At 69.3% G+C, this 14,590-nt stretch carries 15 protein-coding genes; 10 read left to right on the top strand and 5 right to left on the bottom strand.

Features of this window, described 5'->3' with window-relative positions; all coding sequences use genetic code 11:
- The first annotated feature begins 48 nt into the window (after window positions 1–48).
- The 3 genes from yidD to EV278_RS00785 are packed head-to-tail and all read left to right on the top strand — an operon-like array spanning window position 49 to window position 3,196.
- Window positions 49–303, top strand: coding sequence for a membrane protein insertion efficiency factor YidD (yidD, locus tag EV278_RS00795; protein WP_132085704.1), 255 nt, complete (start codon window positions 49–51; stop codon window positions 301–303).
- Window positions 300–2,270, top strand: a complete 1,971-nt coding sequence (gene thrS / locus EV278_RS00790) for a threonine--tRNA ligase (protein WP_132085702.1) — start codon at window positions 300–302, stop codon at window positions 2,268–2,270. Before yidD ends, thrS begins: the two co-directional genes overlap by 4 nt.
- Entirely contained in the window at window positions 2,270–3,196 is a 927-nt protein-coding gene (locus EV278_RS00785) for a glycosyltransferase family 2 protein (RefSeq protein WP_132085700.1), read from the top strand. Before thrS ends, EV278_RS00785 begins: the two co-directional genes overlap by 1 nt.
- Before the next feature lie 53 nt (window positions 3,197–3,249).
- Here the strand turns inward: EV278_RS00785 and EV278_RS00780 are convergent, their stop codons facing one another.
- Complete coding sequence (locus EV278_RS00780) at window positions 3,250–4,152, bottom strand: hydroxymethylglutaryl-CoA lyase (protein ID WP_132085698.1); 903 nt, start codon at window positions 4,150–4,152, stop codon at window positions 3,250–3,252.
- Window positions 4,149–5,888, bottom strand: coding sequence for a glycosyltransferase family 39 protein (locus EV278_RS00775; RefSeq protein ID WP_132086283.1), 1,740 nt, complete (start codon window positions 5,886–5,888; stop codon window positions 4,149–4,151). The genes EV278_RS00780 and EV278_RS00775 overlap by 4 nt, the downstream gene beginning before the upstream one ends.
- A gap of 55 nt (window positions 5,889–5,943) precedes the next feature.
- On the opposite strand from EV278_RS00775, the gene EV278_RS00770 reads away from it, so the two are divergent.
- The 4 genes from EV278_RS00770 to EV278_RS00755 all read left to right on the top strand — a co-directional run bounded on the left by EV278_RS00770 (window position 5,944) and on the right by EV278_RS00755 (window position 9,338).
- On the top strand, window positions 5,944–6,693 hold the full coding sequence (locus EV278_RS00770; protein WP_132085696.1) for a glycosyltransferase family 2 protein: 750 nt from the start codon (window positions 5,944–5,946) through the stop codon (window positions 6,691–6,693).
- A 247-nt stretch (window positions 6,694–6,940) separates the two neighbouring features.
- Window positions 6,941–7,369: a hypothetical protein gene (locus EV278_RS00765; RefSeq protein ID WP_132085694.1), complete on the top strand. Its 429-nt coding sequence runs from the start codon at window positions 6,941–6,943 to the stop codon at window positions 7,367–7,369.
- A 117-nt stretch (window positions 7,370–7,486) separates the two neighbouring features.
- Complete coding sequence (locus tag EV278_RS00760; protein WP_132085692.1) at window positions 7,487–8,776, top strand: acetyl-CoA C-acyltransferase; 1,290 nt, start codon at window positions 7,487–7,489, stop codon at window positions 8,774–8,776.
- Between the two features lie 247 nt (window positions 8,777–9,023).
- On the top strand, window positions 9,024–9,338 hold the full coding sequence (locus tag EV278_RS00755) for a DNA-binding protein (protein ID WP_132085690.1): 315 nt from the start codon (window positions 9,024–9,026) through the stop codon (window positions 9,336–9,338).
- Here EV278_RS00755 and EV278_RS00750 read toward each other — a convergent pair.
- Together EV278_RS00750 and phaR are read right to left on the bottom strand one after the other, a co-directional pair.
- Complete coding sequence (locus tag EV278_RS00750; RefSeq protein ID WP_132085688.1) at window positions 9,335–9,676, bottom strand: hypothetical protein; 342 nt, start codon at window positions 9,674–9,676, stop codon at window positions 9,335–9,337. The genes EV278_RS00755 and EV278_RS00750 overlap by 4 nt on opposite strands.
- A 180-nt stretch (window positions 9,677–9,856) precedes the next feature.
- On the bottom strand, window positions 9,857–10,534 hold the full coding sequence (gene phaR / locus EV278_RS00745) for a polyhydroxyalkanoate synthesis repressor PhaR (RefSeq protein ID WP_132085686.1): 678 nt from the start codon (window positions 10,532–10,534) through the stop codon (window positions 9,857–9,859).
- Window positions 10,535–10,756: 222 nt separating this feature from the next.
- On the opposite strand from phaR, the gene EV278_RS00740 reads away from it, so the two are divergent.
- The 3 genes from EV278_RS00740 (at window position 10,757) to EV278_RS00730 (ending at window position 13,805) form a co-directional block, all read left to right on the top strand.
- Entirely contained in the window at window positions 10,757–11,932 is a 1,176-nt protein-coding gene (locus tag EV278_RS00740; protein WP_132085684.1) for an acetyl-CoA C-acetyltransferase, read from the top strand.
- Window positions 11,933–12,052: 120 nt separating this feature from the next.
- Window positions 12,053–12,778, top strand: coding sequence for a beta-ketoacyl-ACP reductase (locus EV278_RS00735; protein ID WP_132085682.1), 726 nt, complete (start codon window positions 12,053–12,055; stop codon window positions 12,776–12,778).
- A 268-nt stretch (window positions 12,779–13,046) separates the two neighbouring features.
- On the top strand, window positions 13,047–13,805 hold the full coding sequence (locus EV278_RS00730) for a DUF4908 domain-containing protein (protein ID WP_243692030.1): 759 nt from the start codon (window positions 13,047–13,049) through the stop codon (window positions 13,803–13,805).
- A 76-nt stretch (window positions 13,806–13,881) separates the two neighbouring features.
- On the opposite strand, the gene EV278_RS00725 is transcribed toward EV278_RS00730, so the two are convergent.
- Entirely contained in the window at window positions 13,882–14,571 is a 690-nt protein-coding gene (locus EV278_RS00725) for a hypothetical protein (protein ID WP_132085678.1), read from the bottom strand.
- Window positions 14,572–14,590: the final 19 nt, after the last annotated feature.

Genomic DNA, 14,590 nt, shown 5'->3' with positions numbered 1-14,590 from the left:
CTTTTCGCTAGTCGATAAGGTCCCGACTCCGTTCGCGAAAGCGCCGGCATGACACTCTACGAACGCACCGTCGACCTGGGCCTGCGGGCCTACAAGACGACGCTCTCGCCCTTCATCGGGCGCCAGTGCCGCTACCTGCCGACCTGCTCGGAATACGCGGCCCAGGCGCTCAAGGATCATGGACCCCTGAAGGGGTCCTGGCTCGCGGTGGAACGGATCTGCCGATGCAATCCGTTCGGCGGCTCGGGATACGACCCGCCGCCTCCACCCCGCGCGCCGCGCAAGTGGAACTGTGAAGAATGATCGACCTGATTTTCCCCGACGGCTCGGCCCGCCAGTACGCTGACGGTTCGACGGGCCGTGACGTGGCCGCCTCGATCTCCAAGTCGCTGGAGAAGAAGGCCCTGCTGATCAAGCTGGACGGCCAGCTGCTGGACCTGGATCGTCCGCTGACGCCCGACCTGCTGGGCGGCGGCGGCAAGTTCGAGATCATCACGCGCGAGGCCCCCGATGCGCTCGACACCATCCGCCACGACACTGCCCACGTGCTGGCCGAGGCCGTGCAGGAACTGTTCCCCGGCACCCAGGTGACGATCGGTCCGAACGTCGAGGACGGCTTCTATTACGACTTCGCCCGCGACGAGCCGTTCAGCCTGGACGACCTGGCCGTGATCGAAAAGCGCATGAAGGAGATCGTCGACCGCGACGAGAAGATCACGCGCGAGGTCTGGGACCGCGACGAAGCCATCAGGCACTTCGACGACATCGGCGAGGCCTACAAGGCGCAGATCATCCGCGACCTGCCGCCCACGGACACGATCACGGTCTATCGCCAGGGGAACTGGAAGGACCTCTGCCGCGGGCCTCACCTGCCGTCGACCAAGCACGTGGGCAAGGCCTTCAAGTTGACCAAGCTGGCCGGCGCCTACTGGCGCGGCGACCAGAACAACGCCCAGCTGCAGCGAATCTACGGCACGGCCTGGGCGTCGGAAGCCGATCTCGAGGCCTATCTGACGCGCATCGAGGAGGCCGAGAAGCGCGACCACCGCAAGCTGGGCAAGTCGCTGGGCCTGTTCCACATGCAGGAAGAAGGCCGCGGCATGGTCTTCTGGCACCCCAAGGGCTGGAAGCTGTGGCAGACGCTGGAGGCCTATATGCGCCGCCAGCTCGACCGCGCCGGCTATATCGAGGTCAAGACGCCCCAGGTGCTGGACAAGGCCTTCTGGGAGAAGTCGGGCCATTGGGACAAGTATCGCGCCAACATGTTCGTCTGCGAGACGGTGGAAGGCGAGATCCTGTCCCTCAAGCCGATGAACTGCCCGGGCCACGTGCAGATCTGGAACGTGGGCCAGCGGTCCTATCGTGAGCTGCCCATGCGCATGGCCGAGTTCGGCTCGTGCCACCGCTACGAACCGTCCGGCGCCCTGCACGGCCTGATGCGGGTGCGCGCCTTCACCCAGGACGACGCCCACATCTTCTGCCGCGAGGACCAGATCGTCGAGGAGACCGAGCGTTTCATCCGCCTGACGCGGATGATCCACGGCGACCTGGGCATGACCACCAAGTACATCGCCCTGGCCACGCGTCCGGAGCTGCGCGCCGGCTCTGACGCGTTCTGGGACAAGGCCGAAGGCATGCTGGCCGAGGCCGCGCGGCTGGCGGGCGTCGAGCCGGTGATCGCCGAGGGCGACGGCGCCTTCTACGCGCCGAAGCTGGACTTCATCGTCCAGGACGCCATTGGCCGTGAATGGACCTGCGGCACGCTGCAGCTGGACTATGTCCTGCCCGAGCGGCTGGGCGCCGAATATATCGGCGAGGACGGCGCCAAGCACCGGCCCGTGATGCTGCACCGCGCGATCCTTGGATCGTTCGAGCGCTTCATCGGCATCCTGCTGGAGAACTACGCCGGCGCCCTGCCGCTGTGGCTGGCGCCGGTGCAGGTCGTGGTGGCCACCATCACGTCGGACGCCGACGATTACGCCCAGCGCGTGGCCGATCGATTGACTTCCCTGGGCATTCGCGCAGAGGTCGATTTCAGGAACGAGAAGATCAACTACAAGATTCGCGAGCACAGCCTCGCGAAGGTGCCGGTGATTGCAGTGGTCGGGCGTAAGGAAGCCGAGAACGGGGAAGTCGCCCTGCGTCGCCTCGGCGGCGAAGGGCAGAAGGTATTGTCGCTGGAGGAGGCCGGGCGCGTCCTGACCGAGGAAGCGACCCCGCCGGACCTGGCCCGTCAGCGCGCCCGGCCCGAGGCGTCAGTGCAGGCCTGATGAACAGTATTCTTCCCTCGCATTCGACCTTCGTCACGGGCGCGCGGCCGGTTCGGCCGCGCGTCTCGGTGGTCATGGTCGTCTACCAGACGGGGGAAGCCCTGGTCGAAAGCATCGAGCACGTGCTGGCCGAGCCGCTGGTCGACGAGTTCGTCATCATCGACAACGGCTCGCCGCCCGACGAGGCCGAGCGCCTGCGCGCCCTGGGCCGCAGCGAGGCCCGGGTGGTCCTGCAGCAGGGGCACGGCAATGTCGGCTTCGCGCGCGGGGCCAACATGGGGGCCGAGACCGCGCGCGGCGAATACCTCATCTTCCTCAATCCCGACGCCAATCTGCAGCCGGGCTGTGTCGAGGCCCTGGTCGGGGCGTTCGAGAACCAGCCGGTCCCGACCGTGGTCGGGGCGCGGGTGATGAACACCGACGGCAGCGAGCAGCGCGGCGGCCGTCGCGGCGAGGTCACGCCGGTCACCACCCTGCTCAGCTTCGGCCACCTGACCCTGCGCTTCAAGGCCCTGCGCAATTTCGAGATCCACCGCGAACGCGAGCCCCTGCCCGAGGCGCCCGTGCCGATGCCGACCATTTCCGGCGCCTGCTTCGCCCTGCGCCGCGAGGATTTCGACCTGCTGAGCGGCTTCGACGAAGGCTATTTCCTGCACGTCGAGGACATCGACCTGTGCTGGCGCGCCCGCCAAGCCGGCGGCCAGGTGCTGTTCCAGCCGGCCGCGGAGGTGATCCACCTGGGCCACACCAGCCTGGAGCACCCGCTGAAGGTCGAGTTCCACAAGGGCGTGGGCCTGTCGCGCTACTTCATCAAGCGGGCCGACACGATCCAGCGCTACGTGATCGCCGTCCTGCTGGCCCCGGCCATCCTGCTGATGAGCGTGTCGCGGCCGCTGCTCTGGAAGATCACGGGACGGCCGATCTAGGGTTTCCAGCTGGGGACAGGCGCATGCGCCTGTCCCCGATCGCAGCACCCGACCTAACCGGGAAAACCGCCGGCCCGCGCCAGCGAGGACGCCGGGGCGCTCTTGCCCAGCCGTTCGCTGATCTGGCGGCCGATCTCGATCAGGGCCGACAGGTCGTAGCCGGTCTCGAACCCGGCCCGTTCCAGCATGTAGACCAGGTCCTCGGTGCCGATGTTGCCGGTGGCGTTCGGGGCGAACGGGCAGCCGCCCAGGCCGCCGACCGAGGCGTCCAGCACGTCCACCCCCGCCTCGACGCTGGCATAGGCGTTGGCGAGGCCCGTGTTGCGGGTGTCGTGGAAGTGCATCCGCAGCCGGACGTCTGGGGCGGCGGCGCGGACCGCCTCGATCCGCCGGCGGACGGTCCACGGATCGGCGACCCCGATGGTGTCGGCGATGGCGATCTCGGCCACGCCCATCGACGCCGCGTCGCGGGCGATGGCCACGACCTGGTCCTCCGACACCTCGCCGTCGAACGGGCAGCCAAAGGCCACCGAGATCGTCGCGGTGATCGGCGGCCCGCCCTCCACCGCCTGGCGCTCGACGATGGCGGCCAGGGCGTCGACCTGCTGGGCGGCGGTGGCGCCCTGGTTGGCCAGGCCGAAGCCGTCGGTGGCGCAGACCACGACATTGGCCTCGTCGCACTGGGCGGCCACGCAGCGGTCCCAGCCGCGCATGTTCAGCACCAGGCCGATCCGTGAACGGTCGAGGTCGGGCGTCAGGGCGGCCTGGATTTCCTCGGCCCCGGCCATCTGCGGCACGCGGTTGGGATTGACGAACGACACGGTCTCGATCCGTCGGGCGCCGGCCGCCTCGAGCCTGCGGATCAGGTCCAGCTTCTCGTCGACCGGCAGGGACAGCTTCTCGTTCTGCAGCCCATCGCGTGGGCCGACCTCGACGATCTGGATGAAGCGGCTCATGGGCGGGCCTCCGCTTGGGTTTCGGCGGTCTCTTCGCCGGTCTCGCCGTCCACCTCGCCGTCGGCCCGGACCGGCGCGCCGCGATAGAGCGTCAGGCGCTCCTTGTCGCCGTCGGAATAGTCGAAGCCGTCGACCACCCCGGCCGGGCGGGCGGTCTGGCCCAGGGCGGCCAGGGCGGCCTTGAAGGCCTGGTCCTGGCGGCCCTCGACCACGGCGGGACGGCCCTCGGCGACGGCCTGGGCCGCGCCGACCGGGTCGGTCAGTTCCGTGGTGGTGCCCAGCAGGAAGATCATGCTGGGCTCGGAATAGCCGGTGACCGCCACCGGGCCCGGCGCTCCGCCGCGGGGGGCGAGGTCGGCCTGTTCCAGGGCCCTCTCCAGGCGCGGCGACAGCAGCAGCGGCTCCAGCCGCGGGACCAGCAGCCCGACCAGGGCGGCGTGGGCGGCGATCCCCAGCGCCCCGGCCGTGACCAGGGCGATGGCGGCGGTCCGGCGCATCAGCAGCACGGCGCCGACCACGCCCGCGGCCAGGAACAGCAGGGCGGTCAGGATCGTGGCGAGCCAGTCGCCCCGGTCGCCGTACTCGGCTTGCAGGTAGATCGCCCCGGCCGCGAAGACCAGGCCGGCCAGGGCCGACAGGATCGCGCCGACCAGGCGGGGAATGCGGGCCAGGGGCGCGCGCAGGGCGGCGGCCATCAGGATGGCCAGGGCCGGCGCCGCGGGCAGGGTGTAGTGGACCAGCTTGGTCGGCAGGATCTCGAACACCAGCCAGGTGGGGACCAGCCAGCACAGGGCGAAGCGCACCCCCGCCTCCTTGCGTCCCGTCCAGCCCAGGGTCAGGCCCGACGGCAGCAGCAGGGTGGCCGGGAACACCAGCAGGAACGCCGCCAGGGCGTAGCTGCCGAACGGCGCGCCGTGGCTTTCCTGGCCGCCGGCCAGTTTGGGGGCCAAGTCGCTGCCCACGGCCGTCGACCAGAAGGCGCCGTCGGTGGCGACGGTGATCATCATCGCCCAGGGCAGGACGATGGCCGCCGCCAGGGTCAGGCCCCAGCCCCAGCCCAGGTCCTTGAGCCACGGGGCCTTGCGGTCCCAGATCCACAGGGCGACGACGCTGAGCGCCACCACCATCAGCCCGACCGGACCCTTGATCAGCACGCTCATGGCCAGGCCGATCCAGAACGCCAGCTTGGTCCAGCGGTTGGCCCCCGTGCCGGTCGGCTGGCCGGCCAGGTGGGCGGCGTAGATCCGCGCCACGGCGGCCATGGCCAGGGTGGTGAAGCCGCACAGGGCCGCATCGGTCTTGGCGATGAAGGCCTCGGTCGACAGCAGGATCGTCGCGCCCAGAATGCCGCCGGCCAGCAGGCCGGTCTTGGGTCCTAGCAGCGCCGACGCCCCCCAGGCGCAGGCCGCCGCCGCCAGCATGGCTCCCAGCAGCGAGGGGATCCGATAGGCCCAGATCCCCCGGTCCTCGACGGCAGAGAACGCCGTGACGCTGGCGGCCTGCAGCCAGTGGATGCCGACCGGCTTCTTGAAGCGCGGCTGGTCCTGGAACCTGATGACCACCAGGTCGTCGGTTTCCAGCATCTGGGCGGTGGCCTGGGCGAAGCGCGATTCGTCACGGTCCAGCGGCGGCATGGCGAACAGGCCGGGCAGGCCGGCGATCAGGGCCACCAGGGCGGCGAACAGCGGGCCGCGCCAGCCGCGGCTCCAGTCATCCAGGCGAGATTCAAGCGTCATCATGGTGGAATAGCACGATCCTTCTTTTAGGCTATTTTTGCGCTATGAGAGGGCGATGAACGCTTCCGCTTCCGTGTCCCCCGGCCCTGGCCCCGACTATTCCGTCGTCGTGCCCGTCTTCGACGAGGGCGGCGCGGCGCCGGCCCTGGCGCGCGAGATCGCCGCCGCCTTCGCGGGCGAGCGCCACGAGATCATCTTCATCGACGACGCCAGTCGCGACGACACCAAGGCCCTGCTGGTGGCCCTGAAGGGCGAGATCCCGCAGCTGCGGGTGCTGAGCCACCGCAAGAATTCGGGCCAGAGCCGCGCCGTGCGCAGCGGCGTGCTGGCCGCCCGCGCGCCGATCGTCGTCACCCTGGACGGCGACGGCCAGAACGACCCGGCCGACGCGCCGCGCCTGGCCCAGGCCCTGAAGGCGGCCCCGCCGGAACTGGCCCTGGTGGGCGGCGAGCGAGTCAAGCGCCAGGACAGCTCGGCCAAGCGCTTCGCCTCCAGGTTCGGCAACGGGGTGCGCAAGCGCCTGCTCAAGGACACCGCCAACGACACCGGCTGCGGCCTCAAGGCCTTCCGCCGCGAGGCCTTCCTGCGCCTGCCCTATTTCGATCACATCCACCGCTACATCCCGGCCCTGATGCTGCGCGAGGGCTATCAGGTGGAGTTCCAACCGGTGAACCACCGCCATCGCGAGACCGGGGTGTCGAAATACACCAACTTCGGCCGGCTCAAGGCCTCGGTGTCGGACCTGCTGGGCGTGATGTGGCTGCAGACCCGGGCCCGCAACCCGCAGGGCGTGGACGAGGTCTGAAAAACCCCGCCCATCCCGACGAAAGTCGGGACCCAGATGGAATGGCGCCGGGACTGACGCCATGAACGCAGAGCTTCTCCAATCAGCCTCAACGCTTTGGGATCTGGGTCCCGACTTTCGTCGGGATGAGCGGAAGAAGGGTTGAGGCGAGTCCTTTCGCCGCTCGCCCCCCGAGCGCTCTCAGCTTCTCGGAATCCCCGAAACCGGTTAACCCTGGAACCGCGCCATCCCGGGGGAGAGCCAGAACATGTTCGCCGCGTTTCCGCTGCTGGCCCTGCCGGTGCTGGTCTACAACCTGATCGTCCTGACCTTCGCGGGCGGGTTCGCCGCCAACGCCGCGCAATATCGGCTGGGCGAGCAGCTGTTCACGATCCACATGACCTCGGGCGGCGACTGGGCCGTCAGCCTGGGCGACCTGCTGATCGCCGTTTCACTGGTGGTGCTGTTCGTCGAGCTGCTGAAATCGACGACCAGCCGCAAGATCGCGATCATCAACCACTCGCTGTCGATGGTGCTGTTCATCGGCTGCCTGGTCGAATTCCTGCTGTTCCCGGCCTTCGGGACCTCGGTGTTCTTCCTGCTGACCACCATGGTGCTGCTGGACGTGCTGGCCGGCTTCATCGTCACCATCGTCTCGGCCCGCCGCGACATGGACTTCAGCGACGCGCGCCACTAGCGGTCGGGGACACGCCGCAAGGGCATGTCCCCGGCTGAGACGAAAATCGACAAGACCCTTGTGGCCAAGCCGCGCCATGCTGACATCTCGGCCAGCGTTCCCCGAAGGATCACGATCATGGCGTCCAAACCCGACATCTGGCTGGCGGCCGGCCTGCGCACGCCGTTCACCAAGGCCGACGGGCCGCTGAAGGCCCATGACGCCATCGCCCTGTCGGTCCCGGTGGTGCAGGCGATGCTGGCCCAACTCTCCCAGAAAGCAGCGGGAGCCCGCCCCGACTTCGCGGTCTGGGGCACGGTGATCCCCAACCTGACCTGGAGCAACATCGCCCGCGAGGTGCTGCTGGACGCCGGGGCCGACCCGGCCATCCCCGCCTTCTCGACGATCATGGCCTGCTCGACCAGCATGATCGGGGTGATCGAGGCCGCCGGCATGATCGACGGTCGCGGTCGCGACCTGGCCCTGGTCGGCGGGGTCGAGAGCATGAGCAAGGTGCAGGTCGGGGCCAGCATCGCCTTCTCCGACTGGCTCAAGGGCTTCCAGGCGGCCAGGACGCCCGGCCAGAAGCTGGCCCACCTGGCCAGGCTGAAGCCGTCGGACCTGAAGCTGTGGATTCCCAAGGTGGCCAACCGCACCACCGGCCTGTCGATGGGCGAGCACACCGAGATCACGGCCAAGGAATGGAAGCTGTCGCGGGCCGCCCAGGACCAGATCGCCTTCGAGAGCCACCAGCGCGCCGTCGCCGCCTGGGAGGCCGGCTTCTTCGACGACCTGGTGATCCCGGTCGGCGACGTGAAGCGCGACACGATCCCGCGCAAGGATTCGACGCTGGAGAAGCTGGCCAAGCTGTCGCCGGCCTTCGACAAGACCAGCGGCCAGGGCACGCTGACGGCCGGCAATTCCTCGCCCCTGACCGACGGGGCGGCGGCGATCTGGGTGGCGTCCGAGGCGGGCCTGGCCCGCCTGCCGGCGGCCACGCCGCGCGTCAGGATCATCGACTACGAGGTCACTTCGATCGACCTGCGCCACGAGGGCCTGCTGATGGCCCCGGCCTACGGCGTGCCGCGCCTCTTGGCCCGCAACGGCCTGGCCTACGCCGATGTCGGCCTGTGGGAGATCCACGAGGCCTTCGCCGCCCAGGTGCTGTCGCACATCGCCGCCTGGGAGGACGAGGGCTTCCGCAAGACCAGGGCGGGCGTCGAGGCCGACCTGGGACGGTTCCCGCGCGAGCGGATGAACCCCACGGGCGGCAGCCTGGCGGTCGGCCACCCGTTCGGCGCCACCGGCGCGCGGATCCTCAGCCAGGCGGTCAAGGAACTGGCCAGCCGGTCCAAGGGCGAGAAGGCGGTCGTCAGCATCTGCGCCGACGGCGGCCAGGGCACGATGATGCTGCTGGAAAGCGCGTAGGCGCAGCCGGGGACATGCCCTTGCGGCGTGTCCCCAAGACCTGGCGCGGCGCTAGCTGATGGGGACACGCCGCAAGGGCATGTCCCCCAGCCGCGTCAGGTCAGGGCCGTGAAGATCAGGGTCACGACGGCGATGTCGAAGAAGCGGGTGACGGCGGTCAGCAGCATGAAGGGGTCTCGAGGTCTGGATCCGCCTCGAACCAAGCAAGACTGGCGCCAAGCCCGCGACCTGCGTTAGCCTCCTCGCCATGGCGTTGTTCTTCGACCAGTCCTGGTACGACGCGCGGCTGGCCGAGCGGGGGCTGTCGCGGACGGTGCTGGCCGCCGTGGCCGGCATGACGACCGAAGAGCTGGCCCTGGCCTACAAGGACCAGCGCGAGCTGACGGCGGCCCAGATCGCCGCCTTTGCCGAGCTTTTGGGCGTGCCGCTGGCCGAGGCGGCGCGACGGGCCGGGGTCGGCGTCCATGCCGCGGCCGAGGTCCCGCCCTTGGAGCGGAGGGTGGCTGTGCTGGAGGCGCGGGTGACGGCGCTCGAGGCGCTGATCGCCCGCCTGACGGGCTAGATCTCGGTCTTCTTGATCAGGCCGGCCTTGGGGCGGCGGTCGGCCGGGCCGGAATATTCCGTGCCCAGGTAGGTCGAACGCGCCGCGTCCAGCACTTCCTGCCCACCGCGCAGGCCGCGCTTCTGGCCGCTCTGGCCCATCAGGTGAGCGGCGAAGGTCGCGAACGCGCCGCGGCGAGGCGGCGGGGGCGGCGCGGCCGGCTGCTCGTCGCGCACGAAGGTCACGTCCTCTTCGCCGTCCGCCTCGGGACGGCCAGATTCGCTCGTGGCGTCGCGAGGCGCGGGCAGCGCCCGGCGCGCGGCCTGGGCGCGCCGGATGGGGTCGATCGGGCCGTTCATGATGAAGACTTGTCGCCCACGACGGTTAAGGACCGGTCAGCGGGGTTGGTTAAGGACGTGTGGCGCGGTGCGTCCTTCGAGGCTCGGCTGCGCCTCGCACCTCAGGATGAGGCAGCAGGGCGACAACGTCCCTCATCCTGAGGTGCGCGCTCCTGAGCGCGCCTCGAAGGACGCACGGCTCTACGGCTTGGTCGCCAGCTTCTCGATCTGCTGCTGCATGGCTTCCAGCTGGCGCTTGAGGTCGGCCAGGGAGTCCTCGCTGGGCGCGGACGGCGGCGGGGCGGCGGGGGGCGGCGGCTCGGCCGGGGCGGCGGGCCCGTCCTCGGGCCGGGCGTAGGCGAACGGCGAGAACATCTTCATGGCCCGGTCGAACAGCGCCATGTTCTGGCGGATCTGCTCCTCGTAGACGCCCATGCCCGGCACGCCCTTGGCGCCGGTCATGCCCGGGGCCAGCCCGGCCAGCTGGCCGCGCAGGCGCTCCTGCTGCTTGGTGAAGCTCTCCAGCGACATCTCCAGATAGCTGGGCAGGAAGGCCTGCATGGAGTTGCCGTAGAAGCCGATCAGTTGGCGCAGGAACTGGATCGGCAGCAGGTTCTGGCCGCCGCCGCGGTTTTCTTCCTCGAAGATGATCTGGGTCAGCACCGAGCGGGTGATGTCGTCATTGGTCTTGGCGTCGTAGACCACGAAGTCGACCCCCTCCTTCACCATGTCCGACAGGTGTTCGAGGGTGACGTACGAAGACGACGCGGTGTTGTAGAGGCGACGGTTGGCGTACTTCTTGATGACGACCTTCTGGCCGGCCGCCTTTTCCCCGGCCTTGGCCGAGGGCGTTTCGCCGTTTTCGGTGTTCTCGGACATTTCATTCCCTAGGACAGCGTTATCTCCGCCTTTTCGCATCGCACTATCGCGAATGCAAAGGCATGACGCCAGTCCCGGCGGCGCTTGGATCTCGCAACAACCCGTGAAAATGTGCGCGTGACGAACCCTGCCGCTTTGTGCAAGGTGATGTTGCACTGCAAAATCAAGGGCGCCGCGTCCGCGAGGAGCGCCCGAAAGACACGTCACGGGAGTTCCTTCGCCATGAGCGACATCGTCATCGTTTCCGCCGCCCGCACCCCGGTCGGATCCTTCCTCGGCGCCCTGTCCAGCCTGCCGGCCCATGAACTGGGCAAGGTGGCCATCCAGGCCGCCGTCGAGCGCGCCGGCATCGCGCCGGCCGACGTCGACGAGGTGATCCTGGGCCAGGTGCTGCAGGCCGGCGCCGGCCAGGGTCCGGCCCGCCAGGCCTCGGTCAACGCCGGCGTCCCGGTCGAGAGCCCGGCCTGGAGCCTGAACCAGCTGTGCGGCTCGGGCCTGCGGGCCGTGGCCCTGGGCGCCCAGCAGATCGCCGCCGGCGACGCCAACATCGTGGTGGTGGGCGGCCAGGAAAGCATGAGCCAGGCCCCGCACGCCCAGAGCCTGCGCAACGGCCAGAAGATGGGCGACCTGGGCTTTGTCGACACCATGATCAAGGACGGCCTGTGGGACGCCTTCCACGGCTACCACATGGGCCAGACCGCCGAGAACATCGCCGCCCGCTGGCAGATCACCCGCGAGGCCCAGGACAAGTTCGCCGTCGCCAGCCAGAACAAGGCCGAGGCCGCCCAGAAGGCCGGCAAGTTCGACGCCGAGATCGTCCCGGTCACCATCAAGGGCCGCAAGGGCGACACCGTCGTCGACAAGGACGAGTTCATCCGCCACGGCGTCACCTATGACGGGATTTCGGGCCTCAAGCCGGCCTTCACCAAGGACGGCACGGTCACCGCCGCCAACGCCTCGGGCCTGAACGACGGCGCCGCGGCCCTGGTGCTGATGAGCGCCGACGAGGCCAAGAAGCGCGGCCTGACCCCGCTGGCCCGGATCGCTTCGTGGGCCAACGCCGGGGTCGAGCCCGAGATCATGGGCACCGGCCCGATCCCGGCCAGCAAGAAGGCCCTGGAAAAGGCCGGCTGGAAGGTCTCGGACCTGGACCTGGTCGAGAGCAACGAGGCCTTCGCCGCCCAGTCGCTCTGCGTGGTCGGCGAGCTGGGCCTGGATCCGGCCAAGGTCAATGTCAACGGCGGCGCCATCGCCATCGGCCACCCGATCGGCGCCTCGGGCGCGCGCATCCTGACCACCCTGGTCCACGAGATGAAGCGCTCGGGCGCCCGGAAGGGCCTGGCCACCCTGTGCATCGGCGGCGGCATGGGCGTGGCCCTGTGCGTCGAGGCGGTCTGACGACGGCCGAGGCCTGGCGGGAAACGCTTGTTGGCCAAATCTTCATGACGATCGTCGGCGGGGGCTTGTCCCCCGTCGCCGGTCCCGTGCAACGATAAGAGACCTCAACGGGAGAGAAACATGGCGAGAGTTGCGTTCGTGACCGGCGGCACCCGGGGCATCGGTCGGGCGATCTGCGAGCGGCTGGTCGCCGACGGCCTCAAGGTGGCGGCCGGCTATTCCGGCAACGAGGAGGCCGCCGCGGCCTGCGCCAAGGAGCTGGGCGTGATGGTGGTCAAGGGCAATGTCGGCTCGTTTGACGACTGCGCCGCCGCCGTCAAGAAGGTCGAGGCCGAGCTGGGTCCGGTCGAGGTGCTGGTCAACAACGCCGGCATCACCCGCGACGGCATGCTGCACAAGATGACCTACGAGCAGTGGTCCGAAGTGATCCGGGTCAACATGGACTCGGCCTTCAACATGACCCGTCCGGTCATCGAGGGCATGCGCGAGCGCGGCTGGGGCCGGATCATCAACATCAGCTCGATCAACGGCCAGAAGGGCCAGATGGGCCAGACCAACTATTCGGCCGCCAAGGCCGGGCTGATCGGCTTCACCAAGGCCCTGGCCCTGGAGAACGCCAAGAAGGGCGTCACGGTCAACGTCATCTGCCCGGGCTATATCGACACCGAGATGGTCGCGGCCGTACCCGAGAACGTCCTGGCCGGCATCATCGCCGGCATCCCCGTCGGCCGCCTGGGCAAGGGCGAGGAGATCGCCGACATGGTCTCGTTCCTGGCCGGCGAGCGGGCGGGCTTCGTGACCGGCGCGACCCTGACCCTCAACGGCGGCCAGTACATGGCGGCCTGAGGTTCCGGGCGACCCTCCAGGGTTGCAAATGGGAGCGGTCCCAGAACGCGACCAGGGGCGCGACCGAAAGGCCACAGGTCGTCGCAAAAAGACATGGGCGCTTGACGAAGACTCCCCGCCGGTTCGAAGATTCCGGCCGGCGGGGTAATCTTTCCAAGCATTTCATGACGTCTTCGGGAAATTGCGTGGCGGCAACAAGGTCTTCGGCGTCCAAGATTCGCCCCAGTCCCCGGGCATGACGCTGGGGATGAAGAGTCGATCGGCTGTGATGACGGGGCCAGGGCGCTGGGCGATTTTGCTGGCGTTCGCCTTCGCGGCCACGGGCGCGGCCACGGGCGGCGCCGCGAACGCCCAGTCCAGCCTGCGCGACGCGTTCTTCGGCGCCCGGGGCGAGACCCGCAAGGCGCCGGCGCCGCCCATCGCCCGCTATGTGGCCGAGACCGGCGACGCCTTCATCCTGGACCGTGCCGCGCCCCAGCCCCTGCTGAAGTTCGAGAACAGCTCCGAGGTCTGGGTGCTGTCGCCCCAGCCGGCGCCGCGCGGCGACACCATCTACAAGAACGAGCTGGGCGAGCCGGTGCTGCGGGCCAGCAAGCTGGGCGGCATGACCCTGTTCACCCGCGAGCGGCCCGGCGGCGACGCCGCGGCCCTGATGGGCAAGGCCAGCTCGATCCAGCCGCCGCCGTTCATCTCGGTCAACGCCCTGTTCCAGCGGCTGGTCCAGGCCAGCGCCCGGGCCAGCCGCGCGGCCCAGCACCGGGTGGCGTTCGAGACCGTCGACGACGCCACCCCCGCCACCTCGGTCCTGGTCGCCGACACCGCCACCGTCACCGCCGAGGCCTTCGAGCGCATGGCCCGCGACGGCGACCGCAACCTGCTGACCCGCGTGACCCGCGTCCTGCTGGCCGAGGGGCACAAGCCCGGCGCAACCCTGAAGGGCGGCGACCTGACGGTCACCTACGCCCCCGGCAAGGGCCTGTCGGGCCGCCCGTCGTCGAAGCGGATCATCAAGATCGTCAACAAGTAGGGGGCGGAGGGCGATGGTGCGCCCATAGCGGAACCTACGACACCGCCGGAATGTCGCGCCGTCCGTTGGCCGGCGTTCACCGTCGCATCGTCAGACCGATCGAGATCGCCCGCGGGCTGGCGCCGTCGATCCGGCGACCAGCGACGAGATCGAGATCGAACCGCCCGCCGCCCGGGGTCCAGCGCAGGCCGAGCTGGCCGCCAGTATGGCCGGCTCCACGCCGGAAAGTCTCGACCATCAAGGTCAAGTTTCTCGCCATGGTCCACTCGGCCTGGGCGCCGACAAAGGCGGCGTGGGACTTGGCGTCGGCGCGGACATAGCTCCAGCCTGCGTTCAAGTTGACCCGCAGCCTCTGGCTGACAGGGATCGTGACCGGCGCGATCAGGCTGGCGGTGTCGAGATGGCCCGCGCGCACGCCGTAGCCAGCCGCTCCCGCCAAGCCGAGCCCAACCCCCTTCTCTTCCGGCAGGATGTTGAGCTTCAGGGCGGGCCCAACCGCGGTCTCGACGGCGCCGTCGCTCCAGACGCGCTGTAGCCCCCCGCCGATCTCCAGCCGAGGCCAAGCCTTGCGCGTGCAGGCCGGCGAGAGATTGATCAGGCCCTGCCGTTGTGAAAACCGAGTGGTCCAGATCTCCAGGTGGCAGACGCCCGGCGTCTCGACCGCCGCATCGTCGACGACGTGTTCGTTGCCCGACGCCCGGGCTTCGGCCGCGAGAAGGCTGGACGCGGCGATGGCCGCGCCCAGGATGACGAGTTTCAAGGTCATGGCCTTCCCCTGGGTTCTA

Origin of the sequence: Caulobacter sp. BK020 (assembly GCF_004342605.1) — a bacterium.
GTDB lineage: Bacteria > Pseudomonadota > Alphaproteobacteria > Caulobacterales > Caulobacteraceae > Caulobacter.
Note: the sequence above shows the minus strand (reverse complement) of the source record. Positions and strands in the feature narration are given on the sequence as shown.

Excerpts from the sequence above, each read along its gene's own strand:
- EV278_RS00750 (WP_132085688.1), bottom strand. The coding sequence starts at position 9,676 with ATGAACGGCCCGATCGACCCCATCCGGCGCGCCCAGGCCGCGCGCCGG.
- EV278_RS00785 (WP_132085700.1), top strand. The coding sequence starts at position 2,270 with ATGAACAGTATTCTTCCCTCGCATTCGACCTTCGTCACGGGCGCGCGG.
- EV278_RS00775 (WP_132086283.1), bottom strand. The coding sequence starts at position 5,888 with ATGACGCTTGAATCTCGCCTGGATGACTGGAGCCGCGGCTGGCGCGGC.
- EV278_RS00730 (WP_243692030.1), top strand. The coding sequence starts at position 13,047 with ATGACGGGGCCAGGGCGCTGGGCGATTTTGCTGGCGTTCGCCTTCGCG.
- yidD (WP_132085704.1), top strand. The coding sequence starts at position 49 with ATGACACTCTACGAACGCACCGTCGACCTGGGCCTGCGGGCCTACAAG.
- EV278_RS00760 (WP_132085692.1), top strand. The coding sequence starts at position 7,487 with ATGGCGTCCAAACCCGACATCTGGCTGGCGGCCGGCCTGCGCACGCCG.
- EV278_RS00725 (WP_132085678.1), bottom strand. The coding sequence starts at position 14,571 with ATGACCTTGAAACTCGTCATCCTGGGCGCGGCCATCGCCGCGTCCAGC.
- EV278_RS00770 (WP_132085696.1), top strand. The coding sequence starts at position 5,944 with ATGAACGCTTCCGCTTCCGTGTCCCCCGGCCCTGGCCCCGACTATTCC.
- EV278_RS00765 (WP_132085694.1), top strand. The coding sequence starts at position 6,941 with ATGTTCGCCGCGTTTCCGCTGCTGGCCCTGCCGGTGCTGGTCTACAAC.
- phaR (WP_132085686.1), bottom strand. The coding sequence starts at position 10,534 with ATGTCCGAGAACACCGAAAACGGCGAAACGCCCTCGGCCAAGGCCGGG.
- EV278_RS00740 (WP_132085684.1), top strand. The coding sequence starts at position 10,757 with ATGAGCGACATCGTCATCGTTTCCGCCGCCCGCACCCCGGTCGGATCC.
- EV278_RS00780 (WP_132085698.1), bottom strand. The coding sequence starts at position 4,152 with ATGAGCCGCTTCATCCAGATCGTCGAGGTCGGCCCACGCGATGGGCTG.
- EV278_RS00735 (WP_132085682.1), top strand. The coding sequence starts at position 12,053 with ATGGCGAGAGTTGCGTTCGTGACCGGCGGCACCCGGGGCATCGGTCGG.
- EV278_RS00755 (WP_132085690.1), top strand. The coding sequence starts at position 9,024 with ATGGCGTTGTTCTTCGACCAGTCCTGGTACGACGCGCGGCTGGCCGAG.
- thrS (WP_132085702.1), top strand. The coding sequence starts at position 300 with ATGATCGACCTGATTTTCCCCGACGGCTCGGCCCGCCAGTACGCTGAC.